At 60.0% G+C, this 12,820-nt stretch carries 8 protein-coding genes and 1 pseudogene; 3 read left to right on the top strand and 6 right to left on the bottom strand.

Features of this window, described 5'->3' with window-relative positions:
* Positions 1 to 3 precede the first annotated feature (3 nt).
* Complete coding sequence (locus tag AC3Y64_RS02170; protein ID WP_489986273.1) at positions 4 to 447, top strand: excinuclease; 444 nt, start codon at positions 4 to 6, stop codon at positions 445 to 447.
* A gap of 137 nt (positions 448 to 584) precedes the next feature.
* Here the strand turns inward: AC3Y64_RS02170 and AC3Y64_RS02165 are convergent, their stop codons facing one another.
* A complete protein-coding gene (locus AC3Y64_RS02165; protein WP_489986272.1) occupies positions 585 to 809 on the bottom strand; it encodes a DNA-binding protein in 225 nt (74 codons plus the stop codon).
* 76 nt (positions 810 to 885) lie between these two features.
* On the opposite strand from AC3Y64_RS02165, the pseudogene AC3Y64_RS02160 reads away from it, so the two are divergent.
* Positions 886 to 1,080, top strand: a pseudogene (locus AC3Y64_RS02160) (excinuclease); the annotation flags it as partial.
* A 77-nt stretch (positions 1,081 to 1,157) separates the two neighbouring features.
* On the opposite strand, the gene AC3Y64_RS02155 reads toward AC3Y64_RS02160, so the two are convergent.
* Positions 1,158 to 2,054: a LysR family transcriptional regulator gene (locus tag AC3Y64_RS02155; RefSeq protein WP_489986271.1), complete on the bottom strand. Its 897-nt coding sequence runs from the start codon at positions 2,052 to 2,054 to the stop codon at positions 1,158 to 1,160.
* A gap of 119 nt (positions 2,055 to 2,173) precedes the next feature.
* On the opposite strand from AC3Y64_RS02155, the gene AC3Y64_RS02150 reads away from it, so the two are divergent.
* Complete coding sequence (locus AC3Y64_RS02150; protein WP_489986270.1) at positions 2,174 to 3,448, top strand: MFS transporter; 1,275 nt, start codon at positions 2,174 to 2,176, stop codon at positions 3,446 to 3,448.
* Between the two features lie 123 nt (positions 3,449 to 3,571).
* Here AC3Y64_RS02150 and hemE read toward each other — a convergent pair whose 3' ends face one another.
* The 4 genes from hemE to AC3Y64_RS02130 all read right to left on the bottom strand — a co-directional run bounded on the left by hemE (position 3,572) and on the right by AC3Y64_RS02130 (position 12,820).
* Positions 3,572 to 4,639, bottom strand: coding sequence for a uroporphyrinogen decarboxylase (hemE, locus tag AC3Y64_RS02145; RefSeq protein WP_008077242.1), 1,068 nt, complete (start codon positions 4,637 to 4,639; stop codon positions 3,572 to 3,574).
* Positions 4,640 to 4,886: 247 nt separating this feature from the next.
* The gene (locus tag AC3Y64_RS02140; protein ID WP_489986269.1) at positions 4,887 to 6,305 is read right to left on the bottom strand and encodes an FAD-dependent oxidoreductase; all 1,419 of its coding nucleotides are present in this window, start codon (positions 6,303 to 6,305) and stop codon (positions 4,887 to 4,889) included.
* Between the two features lie 126 nt (positions 6,306 to 6,431).
* Positions 6,432 to 10,877 (bottom strand): glutamate synthase large subunit, encoded by a 4,446-nt coding sequence (gene gltB / locus AC3Y64_RS02135; RefSeq protein WP_489986268.1) that lies wholly within the window; start codon positions 10,875 to 10,877, stop codon positions 6,432 to 6,434.
* A gap of 350 nt (positions 10,878 to 11,227) precedes the next feature.
* Positions 11,228 to 12,820: an AAA family ATPase gene (locus AC3Y64_RS02130; RefSeq protein ID WP_489986267.1), complete on the bottom strand. Its 1,593-nt coding sequence runs from the start codon at positions 12,818 to 12,820 to the stop codon at positions 11,228 to 11,230.

Raw genomic sequence — 12,820 nt, 5'->3', positions numbered from 1 at the left:
TCCATGCACTGCAAAAAACTCGCTGTCGCCACCCTGCTGCTCTGCGCCCTGCCAGCGGTCAGCCAGGCCCGTGACACGGCGGTCTACCTGCCCCTCGACAAAGCCGTCGCCGAAGCCACCCGCTCCGGCAAAATCGATGGCAGCGTGAAATTCTACCTGGCCGGCAACACCCCGGCCGGCAAGGTCACCGTGGTCAGCCCCGGCGCCGTGACCAACAAGAAGACCAACGCCTTCAACAAGTCCGATGCAGAAGCCTGCGAATGGGTCGCCCAGTCGGCCATCATCAGCCTGCACCAGGCCGCGAAAAGCGCCGGCGCCAATGCCGTGACCAACATCGTCAGCTTCTACAAGAGCAACGAGCGCAAGGATGCGCAGACCTATGAATGCCACGCCGGCGCGATCATGGCCGGTGTTGCGTTGAAAGGTGATCTGGCGAAGGTTCAGTAACCGTCAGAAACGACAAAGGGCGCCTTTTGGCGCCCTTTCACAAACAGGTTGGCTTGTCATGGCCGATTACCTGTCTGGCTCTGCGATAGCTGGTTACCCAGGATCCTCAGAGTCTCACAAGCCCCTTACGGGAACAGTCACTGGTTGTTTCTAAGACGCGCTCGCGCCATCGTTTCATGCGCTTTAACCATGAACCCGCAATCATCCCCGGCTTCATCCAAACAAGCCTCCAGATAATCGTCAAAATCCTCATCCGCCAGCAAGTAATCGGCAGAGTCCCAACTCGTGAAGTTTTCGATCATGGTTTTTTCTGGACAGTGAGGGAGGAAGCAGAAATTAGCGGCGATCAAGAATTCGGACAAGACAGCGGCTTCCGGACTGTATGTAGGCAAATCCCTGACATCGTGTAGTCCAGATGATGATTTACCATAAAGTGTGTCGCGTTCCTGGGTGCTGCAATCGAATCTGATCAAGTTGCAGGCCGATGCCAAGCGGGTCGGGGCGAATGCGGTGGTCAATCTCGTCAGTTATTACGACCAGCATGTGCGCAAGGATTTGAATACGTATGAGTGTCGGGCGGGGATTTTTGTCACGCGGGTGGCGTTGAAGGGGGATCTGGTGCGGTTGCCATAACGGCCAAGATCAAAAGATCGCAGCCTGCCGCAGCTCCTACAGCAATCAATGTAGGAGCTGCCGCAGGCTGCGATCTTTTAGGCGGACTCGACCTTGCGCGTGAGCAGTTCGACAAACGCCTTGGCCATCGGGGATTTCTGATCCTTGCGCTGTACCAGCCACACCGCAGACACCGCCTCCGGATCGAGCAACGGTCGATAGACCACGCCATCGATGCGCATCCGCTGGTAGGACGCCGGCAGCACCGAGACTCCCAGCCCCGCTGCGACCAGACCGATGATGGTCATCGCCTCCCCGGCCTCTTGCGCGAAGTGCGGGCTGAACCCGGCATCGCGTGCCAGGCTCAACAACTGCGCATACAAACCGCTGCCGTAACTGCGCGGAAAGAACACGAACGGCTCCAGCGCCAGCGCCGAGAGGAACAGCCCTTCTTCACTGCCCTGCGCCAGCGGATGCTTGGAACCGAGCACTGCGACCAGCGGCTCGCGCATCAACTCGACCACGCTCAGCGAATCCGGCAACCCCAGCGGGCGCATGATCCCCACCTCAATCGACTGATCCACTAACGCATCCGCAACCATCGTGCTGCTCATCTCGCGCAGGTTCAGGTGCACCGCCGGGAAGCGCTGACGAAAGGCAAAAATCGCCTGCGGAATCGTCGAGTTGAACGGCGCCGAAGAGGTAAAACCAATCTTCAACTCGCCCAATTCCCCCAACTGCGCACGCCGGGCGACGTCCGCCGCTTTATCGACCTGAGCCAGCACCAGCCGCGCTTCTTCAAGAAATAATCGGCCAGCCTCGCTCAGCTCGACCCGACGATTGGTCCGTTCGAACAGTCGCGCGCCGACCTCTTGTTCCAGCGCCTGAATCTGCTGGCTCAGCGGTGGCTGGGAGATGCCCAGCATCTGTGCGGCGCGGCCGAAATGCAGTTCTTCGGCGACGGCGATGAAGTAGCGCAGATGACGAAATTCCATGGATATCCCATTAGGTCGTTAAAGCTATCAAACAGGTCGAACAATATATTGGATAGAAACATTAGCCAGCTATATGATTTTTTCATTGCCTGCCTGGCCGTGCCCCCCCGAGGTCTGAAGTGAAAACTGCTGTCGCGCCCTTAGCCCATGAAGTCCCGCCTGCTCCGGCGGACGATGTTGTCGCCGAGCTGCAAGAGATCTACATCGAGAAAGGCACCCCGATGTTCATGCGCACAGTGCTGGCGCTGTTCAGCGGCGGGTTCGCGACGTTTGCTCTGCTCTACTGCGTTCAGCCGATGATGCCGCTGTTGTCCCACGAGTACGGCATCAATGCGGCGCAGAGCAGCCTGATCCTCTCGGTGGCCACCGGCATGCTCGCCATCAGCCTGCTGATCACCGGGCCGATTTCCGATCGGGTCGGGCGCAAACCGGTGATGGTCGCGGCGTTATTTGCGGCGGCGCTGTGCACCATGGCCAGCGCGATGATGCCGAGCTGGCACGGCGTGCTGATCATGCGGGCGCTGATCGGCCTGTCGTTGAGTGGGCTGGCAGCGGTGGCAATGACCTACCTGAGTGAGGAGATTCATCCACAGCACATCGGTTTAGCGATGGGTCTGTACATCGGCGGCAACGCGATTGGCGGGATGAGCGGGCGATTGATCACCGGTGTGTTGATCGACTTCGTCAGTTGGCACACAGCGATGCTGGTGATCGGTGGTCTGGCGATGATCGCCGCAGCGGTGTTCTGGAAGATCCTCCCGGAGTCACGCAACTTCCGCTCGCGTTCACTGCACCCGCGCAGCCTGCTCGACGGTTTCACCATGCACTTTCGCGATGCTGGTCTGCCGTTGCTGTTTCTTGAGGCATTCGTGCTGATGGGCGCGTTTGTCACGCTGTTCAACTACATCGGTTATCGCTTGCTGGCGGCGCCGTACAACCTTGATCAGGTGTTCGTGGGCTTGCTGTCGGTGGTGTACCTGTCGGGGATCTACAGCTCGGCGAAGATCGGATCGTTGGCGGACAAGCTGGGACGGCGCAAAGTGTTGTGGGCAACCATCGCGTTGATGTTCGCCGGCCTTGCGTTGACGATGTTTACACCGCTGTTGCTGGTAATCATCGGCATGTTGATCTTCACCTTCGGCTTCTTTGGCGCGCACTCGGTGGCGAGTAGCTGGATCGGCCGCCGCGCGATCAAGGCCAAGGGCCAGGCGTCGTCGTTGTATCTGTTCAGTTATTACGCCGGGTCGAGCATTGCCGGGACGGCGGGCGGGGTGTTCTGGCATATGGGCGGGTGGAACGGGATCGGCTTGTTTATCGGTTCGCTGTTGTTGATTGCGCTGCTGGTGGCGCTGAAGCTGGCGAAGTTGCCGCCTCTCGGTGGTGTCAAAGCTTAAAAGCAAAAGATCGCAGCCTTCGGCAGCTCCTACATTAGTCCCATGTAGGAGCTGCCGCAGGCTGCGATCTTTTGATCTTGAAAAAACGCCCGGCATTGGCCGGGCGTTTTTATTACAACGCGATCACTCGTGATACTGCGCCGACAACTCATGCACCGCGCGCAGGAACGCACCCGCATGCTCCGGATCAACCTCAGGGGTGATGCCATGGCCGAGGTTGAACACGTGACCGCTGCCCTTACCGTAGCTGGCCAGAATGCGTCCGACTTCGGTGCGGATCGCTTCCGGTTTGGCGTAGAGCACGGTCGGGTCCATGTTGCCTTGCAGGGCAACCTTGTCGCCGACACGGGCGCGGGCGTTGCCGATGTCGCAGGTCCAGTCGAGGCCCAGTGCGTCGGCACCAGCCTCGGCGATGCTTTCCAGCCACAGGCCGCCGTTTTTGGTGAAGAGGATCACCGGTACTTTACGACCGTCGTGTTCGCGGATCAGACCGCTGACGATTTTCTTCATGTAGGCCAGCGAGAACTCCTGGTACGCCGCCGCCGACAGGTTGCCGCCCCAGGTATCGAAGATCTGCACCGCTTGCGCGCCAGCCATGATCTGACCGTTGAGGTACGAGGTCACCGACTGCGCCAGTTTATCCAGCAGCAGGTGCATGGCTTGCGGGTTGTCGTAGAGCATCGCTTTGGTCTTGCGGAAGTCTTTCGACGAGCCGCCTTCAACCATGTAGGTCGCCAGGGTCCACGGGCTACCGGAGAAACCGATCAACGGCACACGACCGTTCAGCTCGCGACGAATGGTGCTGACCGCGTCCATGACGTAGCCGAGGTCTTTGTGCGGATCAGGGATTGGCAAGGCTTCGATATCAGCAAGGGTGCTGACGACTTTTTTGAAGCGCGGACCTTCACCGGTCTCGAAGTACAGGCCTTGGCCCATGGCATCGGGGATGGTGAGGATGTCGGAGAAGAGGATCGCCGCGTCCAGTTGTGGATAGCGGTCGAGCGGTTGCATCGTGACTTCGCAGGCGAATTCCGGATTCATGCACAGGCTCATGAAGTCACCGGCCTGGGCGCGGCTGGCGCGGTATTCCGGCAGGTAGCGACCGGCCTGACGCATCATCCACACCGGGGTGACGTCTACGGGTTGCTTGAGCAGGGCGCGGAGAAAACGGTCGTTCTTCAGGGCAGTCATGTCGGCATCCGGAAAAAAAGTGCGGGCATTTTCTCAGAGCGCGGCGCAAAAGGCACGGATGCAGGTCAGCCTTTTGTCTATCGGGTCAATTTATTGCGTTGGAATGCAGATTTTGCAGCACCACAAAACACTGTGGGAGCTGGCTTGCCAGCGATGCGGACACCTCGGTGTGCCAGATTAACCGAGGTGATGCTATCGCTGGCAAGCCAGCTCCCACAGATATTGCATTGCAGTCAGCTAGACGGGTTTAGACACCCAGGTAATCAAGGATCCCTTCGGCTGCATTGCGGCCTTCGAAGATCGCCGTCACTACCAGGTCGGAACCGCGCACCATGTCGCCACCGGCGAAGATTTTCGGGTTGCTGGTCTGGTGCTTGTACTGACCTTGCTCCGGGGCAACAACGCGGCCCTGGCTGTCGGTCTGGATTTCGAACTGTTCGAACCAAGGCGCCGGGCTCGGACGGAAACCGAAAGCGATGACCACGGCGTCGGCCGGGATGATCTCTTCGGAACCCGGGATCGGCTCAGGGCTGCGGCGGCCACGGGCGTCCGGTTCGCCGAGACGGGTCTCGACCACTTTCACGCCTTCAACCTTGTCTTCACCGACGATGGCGATCGGCTGGCGGTTGTAGAGGAATTTCACGCCTTCTTCCTTGGCGTTCTTCACCTCTTTGCGCGAGCCGGGCATGTTCGCTTCGTCACGACGATAAGCACAGGTCACCGACTTGGCGCCCTGACGGATAGACGTGCGGTTGCAGTCCATCGCCGTGTCGCCGCCGCCGAGCACCACAACCTTCTTGCCTTTCATGTCGACGAAATCTTCCGGCGACTTTTCAAAGCCCAGGTTGCGATTGACGTTGGCGATCAGGAAGTCCAGCGCGTCATAAACGCCCGGCAGATCCTCACCGGCAAAACCGCCCTTCATGTAGGTGTAAGTGCCCATGCCCATGAATACGGCATCATATTCGGCGAGCAGTTGTTCCATGGTCACGTCTTTACCGACTTCGGTATTCAGACGGAACTCGATGCCCATGCCGGTGAAGACTTCGCGACGATTGCTCAGCACAGTCTTTTCCAGCTTGAACTCGGGGATACCGAAGGTCAGCAAACCGCCGATTTCCGGGTTCTTGTCGAACACAACCGGGGTCACGCCGCCGCGTACCAGCACGTCGGCACAACCCAGACCCGCCGGGCCCGCGCCAATGATCGCGACACGTTTGCCAGTCGGTTTGACCTGGGACATGTCCGGGCGCCAGCCCATGGCGAACGCGGTGTCGGTAATGTACTTCTCGACCGAACCGATGGTCACCGCGCCGAAGCCGTCGTTAAGGGTGCAGGCACCCTCGCACAGACGATCCTGCGGGCACACGCGGCCGCAGACTTCCGGCAGCGTGTTGGTCTGGTGCGACAGCTCCGCGGCCTGAAGGATGTTGCCTTCGGCCACCAGTTTCAGCCAGTTCGGAATGAAGTTGTGCACCGGACACTTCCATTCGCAATACGGGTTGCCGCAACCCAGGCAGCGGTGGGCCTGATCGGCCGACTGCTGGGGTTTGAACGGTTCGTAGATTTCGACGAACTCTTTCTTGCGTTGACGCAACAGTTTCTTCTTCGGATCTTTGCGCCCGACATCGATGAATTGAAAGTCGTTACTGAGACGTTCGGCCATCTTCAAAACCTCTTACACGACAGCTCCAAGCTACAAGCTTCAAGCTGCAAGAAAATCACATTAGTCCGTTACAGCGCGCACTGGCTCCAGCTTGCCGCTTGAAGCCAGTGGCTTGCAGCTGCGCCGTTATTGCGGACTCGCACGAGTACTGGAGAGCAGAGATTTCAAACTCGCCGCCTTCGGTTTGACCAGCCAGAAACGGCGCAAGTAGTCATCGAGGTTTTCGGCGAGTTCACGACCCCACTCGCTGTCGGTTTCCGCGACGTACTCGTTCAGCACGTTTTGCAGGTGGCTGCGATAGGCTTCCATCGCCTCACCGCTGATCCGCTGGATTTCCACCAGTTCGTGGTTGACCCGGTCAACGAAGGTGTTGTCCTGATCGAGCACATAGGCGAAACCACCGGTCATGCCAGAGCCGAAGTTGTAACCGGTCTTGCCCAGAACGCAGACGAAACCACCGGTCATGTACTCACAGCAGTGATCGCCAGTACCTTCCACAACCGTGTGGGCACCGGAGTTACGCACGGCGAAACGCTCGCCTGCGGTGCCGGCGGCGAACAACTTGCCACCGGTGGCGCCGTACAGGCAGGTGTTGCCGATGATGGCGCTTTCCTGAGTCTTATAAACGCTGCCCTTCGGCGGCACGATGGTCAGTTTGCCACCGGTCATGCCTTTGCCGACGTAGTCGTTGGCGTCGCCTTCGAGGTACATGTTCAGACCGCCGGCGTTCCACACACCGAAGCTCTGACCGGCAGTGCCTTTGAAGCGGAAGGTGATCGGCGCTTTCGCCATCCCTTGGTTGCCGTGCTTGCGCGCGATTTCGCCGGAGATCCGCGCACCGATCGAACGGTCGCAGTTGCAGATGTCCAGATCGAACTCGGCGCCGCTCATGTCATTGATCGCCGACGAAGCCATCTCGACCATTTTCTCGGCCAGCAGGCCTTGGTCGAACGGCGGGTTGCGCTCAACGCCGCAGAATTGTGGCTTGTCCGCGGGGATGTGATCGCTGCCCAACAGCGGCGTCAGGTCCAGGTGGTTCTGCTTGGCGGTCTGGCCTTCGAGGATTTCCAGCAGATCGGTACGACCGATCAGCTCTTCGAGAGAGCGCACGCCGAGCTTGGCCAGCCACTCACGGGTTTCTTCGGCGACGTAGGTGAAGAAATTCACCACCATGTCGACGGTACCGATGTAGTGGTCTTTACGCAGCTTCTCGTTCTGCGTCGCAACGCCGGTGGCGCAGTTGTTCAGGTGGCAGATACGCAGGTATTTGCAGCCCAGCGCGATCATTGGCGCGGTGCCGAAGCCGAAGCTTTCAGCGCCGAGAATCGCAGCCTTGATCACGTCGAGGCCGGTTTTCAGGCCGCCGTCGGTCTGCACCCGGACTTTGCCGCGCAAGTCGTTGCCGCGCAGGGTCTGGTGAGTTTCGGCGAGGCCGAGTTCCCACGGTGCGCCGGCGTATTTGATCGAGGTCAGCGGCGAAGCACCGGTGCCACCGTCGTAGCCGGAGATGGTGATCAAGTCCGCATAGGCCTTGGCCACACCGGCAGCGATGGTGCCGACGCCTGCTTCAGCTACCAGTTTCACCGAAACCAGTGCCTTCGGGTTGACCTGCTTCAGGTCAAAAATCAGCTGCGACAAGTCTTCGATCGAGTAGATGTCGTGGTGCGGCGGCGGCGAAATCAGGGTTACGCCCGGCACTGCGTAGCGCAGCTTGGCGATCAGCCCGTTGACTTTACCGCCCGGCAGTTGCCCGCCCTCGCCCGGCTTTGCGCCTTGCGCGACCTTGATCTGCAGCACTTCGGCGTTCACCAGGTATTCCGGGGTTACACCGAAACGGCCAGTCGCGACCTGCTTGATTTTCGAGCTCTTGATGGTGCCGTAACGCGCCGGGTCTTCACCACCTTCGCCGGAGTTGGAACGCGCACCGAGGCGGTTCATGGCTTCGGCCAGAGCTTCGTGAGCTTCCGGCGACAAGGCGCCCAGCGAGATACCGGCGGAGTCGAAGCGCTTGAGCACCGATTCCAGCGGCTCGATTTCACTGATGTCCAGCGGCGTATCGAGGGTCTTGACCTTGAACAGGTCGCGGATCATCGACACCGGACGGTTGTCCACCAGCGAGGTGTATTCCTTGAACTTGGCGTAGTCGCCCTGCTGCACAGCGGCTTGCAGAGTGTTGACCACGTCCGGGTTGTAGGCGTGATATTCACCACCGTGGACGAACTTCAGCAGACCGCCCTGCTGGATCGGCTTGCGCGGACTCCAGGCTTCGCTGGCGAGTGCTTTCTGCTCGGCTTCGATGTCGACAAAACGCGCACCCTTGATGCGGCTCGGCACGCCACGGAAGCTCAGGTCGCAGACTTCTTCGGACAGGCCGATCGCTTCAAACAATTGTGCTCCGCGATAGGAGGCGATGGTCGAGATACCCATCTTCGACAGGATCTTCAGCAGACCTTTGGTGATGCCTTTGCGGTAGTTCTTGAACACCTCGTAGAGGTCGCCCAGCACTTCACCGGTACGGATCAGATCGCCCAGCACTTCGTACGCGAGGAACGGATACACCGCCGAGGCACCGAAACCGATCAGCACGGCAAAGTGATGCGGGTCACGGGCGGTCGCGGTTTCAACGAGGATGTTGGAATCGCAACGTAGGCCTTTTTCGGTCAGGCGGTGGTGCACGGCACCGGTCGCCAGCGAGGCGTGGATCGGCAGCTTGCCCGGAGCGATATGGCGGTCGCTCAGAACGATCTGGGTCCGCCCAGCACGCACGGCTTCTTCAGCCTGATCGGCGACATTGCGGATCGCCGCTTCGAGGCCGACGCTTTCGTCGTAGTTGAGGTCGATGATCGCCCGTTCGAAACCCGGACGGTCGAGGTTCATCAGCGAGCGCCACTTGGCCGGCGAGATCACTGGCGAGCTGAGGATCACGCGCGAAGCGTGTTCCGGCGACTCTTGGAAAATGTTGCGCTCGGCACCGAGGCAGATTTCCAGCGACATCACGATCGCTTCACGCAGCGGGTCGATCGGCGGGTTGGTCACCTGCGCGAACTGCTGACGGAAATAATCGTACGGCGTGCGCACGCGCTGCGACAGCACGGCCATCGGCGTGTCGTCGCCCATCGAGCCCACGGCTTCGTAGCCTTGCTCGCCGAGCGGACGCAGAACCTGATCGCGCTCTTCGAACGTGACCTGGTACATCTTCATGTATTGCTTGAGCTGATCGACGTCGTAGAAAGCCGAACCGTGGTCGTTGTCTTCCATGGTCGCCTGAATGCGCAGGGCATTCTTGCGCAGCCATTGCTTGTATGGATGACGGGATTTCAGACGGTTGTCGATCGCATCGGTGTCGAGGATCTGCCCGGTTTCGGTGTCGACGGCGAAGATCTGGCCCGGGCCGACACGGCCTTTGGCAATCACGTCTTCCGGCTTGTAGTCCCACACGCCGATTTCCGACGCCAAGGTGATGAAACCGTTGGTGGTGGTGACCCAACGCGCCGGGCGCAGACCGTTACGGTCGAGCAGGCACACTGCGTAACGACCGTCGGTCATTACCACGCCGGCCGGGCCGTCCCACGGCTCCATGTGCATCGAGTTGTACTCGTAGAACGCACGCAGATCCGGGTCCATGGTTTCGACGTTCTGCCACGCTGGCGGAATGATCATCCGCACGCCACGGAACAGGTCGATGCCACCGGTGACCATCAACTCGAGCATGTTATCCATGCTCGACGAGTCGGAACCGACACGGTTGACCAGCGGGCCGAGTTCTTCCAGATCCATCAGATCGTTGCTGAACTTGGTCCGACGGGCCTGCGCCCAGTTACGGTTACCGGTGATGGTGTTGATCTCGCCGTTGTGGGCGAGGAAGCGGAATGGCTGAGCCAGCGGCCATTTCGGCAAGGTGTTGGTGGAGAAGCGCTGGTGGAACACGCAGATCGCGGTTTGCAGGCGCTCGTCACTCAGGTCTGGATAAAACGCGGCCAGATCGGCCGGCATCATCAGGCCTTTATAGATGATGGTCTTGTGCGAAAAGCTGCAGATGTAGTGGTCGGAGTCGACGGCGTTGGCCACCGACGAACGACGACGCGCACTGAACAGCTTCACGGCCATGTCCTGATCGCTCAGGCCTTCGCCGCCGATGTACACCTGCTCGATCTGCGGCAGGCGCTCAAGGGCCAGGCGGCCGAGGACGCTGGTGTCGATTGGCACTTTGCGCCAGCCGATCAACTGCAGGCCTTCCGCGAGGATCTCGCGGTTCATGTTCTCGCGAGCAGCTTCGGCCTTGGCCGGATCCTGGTTGAAGAAAACCATGCCCACCGCATATTGCTTGGGCAGCTCGACGCTGAAGGTTTCCTGGGCAATGGCTCGCAGGAACGCGTCAGGCTTCTGAATCAGCAGACCGCAACCGTCACCGGTCTTGCCGTCGGCATTAATCCCACCGCGGTGGGTCATGCAGGTCAGGGCCTCGATGGCCGTTGTCAAAAGGGTATGACTGGGTTCGCCCTGCATATGGGCTATCAGGCCGAAACCGCAGTTATCCTTGAATTCATCTGGTTGGTACAGACCTGCTTTCATAGACACTTTCTCACCAGGCTGCCTCTTCACGAGGCAAATTTCTTTTCAATTCAACCACTTGCATTCCGCGCCGAACGTACGCCGGCTTAGCGGGGGCAAAAGGGTGGTCATTGTACACAGCGACACAGAGGCTCACAAATTTGACGACGAAATGTCGCAAATTCATGTCGCATTTGTGAAAGGTTTAAAGCGATCTGCTGTGCTAGTCAAAACTTTTTTAATTTTGACTGCAACGACTCAAAGACTACTGTGACGCAGACACCACAAGGCACGCGGCCTGTGAAGGCGGCGCGCACTCGTAGAAATTTTGAGGTGCTTGGAGAGGCGGCCTGGGTAAGGCCGCCGAATCTTCAGCGAGTTGTTGCCAGTTCCTGTTGGACGCTGGCGACAGTGCGAGGCCAAGGTTTACCAGCCTGAACCTTCGCTGGCAAGGCCTTGATGGCAGAAACGGCTGCATCACGATTGGCGAAGTTGCCGTAGGTGATCACGTAAAGCGGCTTGCCGTTGAGGACTTTCTTGAAATAACGGTACTCGCCGCCCTGCTCCTTGACGAAGTTTTGCGCGGCAGTTTCCGAGCTGGTGCCGAGGATCTGCACCACGTAGTTACCGGTCGGTTGACCGGCGTACCAGCTACCACCAGCGGCTTTGGCGACGGTGACCGGCTTCTCGGCCGGCTTGGCCGCAGTAACTGGCTTGGTCGGCGCTGGAGTCGGCTTCGCCGCTGGCGCTGCCGGAGCAGGCTTGGCGGTGGCAACCTGAGTTGGCGCTGGAGTCGGTTTGGCCGCCGGAACTGGAACCGGTGTCGGCGAAGGGCCAGCCGGAACGCCCGCCGGTGGCGCGGAAGTGGTTACGGTAGGCGGTGTAGCGCTGGAGCCTTCGAGCGGCACGCCGTCGTCGCCTTCAGTGATGCCACCGGCCTCTTCAGCCAACGGGCCACGCATGACCGGTTGCGAGTTGCCGACCAGCGGCAACGGCATCGGCTGCGTGTTACCGGCGAATTCGACGGATGGATTAGCCCCGTTCGCGGCGCCCTGACCCAATGGCAACTGCGCCTGTTCATTGGCTGGTGCGCCGGTGGTTGGCGCCTTGTTGCGACCCGGCATCAACCAGGCGGCGGCGACCGCGACCACAACGACGGCGGAAATCGCCAATACGTGTTTCTTCGGCATGTTGAACCCCATACTTGGACGCTTCACCGCAGAGCGGCTGGCAATCATGACTTCGATCAGAGCATCGCGAGCGACCTGGTTGATGTTGCCCGGCCAACCCTCGGCACTTTCGTGAATATCAGAGATCTGATCCGCGGTGAAAAGTTCGACACCACGGCCCGCACCTTCGAGCCGTTGGTCGAGATACTCACGGGTCTCTTCTTCGGTGTACGGCTGCAATTCGATGACGTGGAAGCGCTCCTCCTCGAGGTGCAAGGCCTCGAGTTGCGCGATCAGCGACGACTCGCCGAACAGGAACACATGCGGGCGACCTTCCGGTGCACCGGCACCCAGCGCCATCAGCGCTTCGAGGGCGGACTCATCGAGCTGCTCGGCGTCATCCACCAGGAGATAGACTTCCTGGCCGGTCAGCGCGAGCTGCACCACCTGATCCAGAATCGCGCCCACTTCGGCCTGAGCCACGTTCAGCGCCTGCGCGACCTGGCGCAGCACGCCAGCGGCATCGCCGGCGCCACGGGCGGAAACCACCACGCTCTGCACCGATTGCTTGTTGGTGCTGGCGACCAGCGCCTGACGCAGCAAGGTCTTGCCGCTGCCCTGCGGGCCAGTGACCACCAGCAGCAATTGGCTATAACGCGCCAAATGGTGCAGTTGACCCAGCACCGGTTTGCGCTGGGCCGGGAAAAATTTGAAGCCCGGCACCCGAGGCGCGAAGGGGTCGTGACTTAACTGGAAATGGCCGAGGAACGCCTCGTCGGCATGCAAACTAGTCAT

It is taken from the genome of Pseudomonas sp. 4CAES_32.4 (assembly GCF_058136335.1).
The sequence above is the reverse complement of the archived record's forward strand: the minus strand, read 5'-3'. Positions and strand labels throughout refer to the sequence as shown.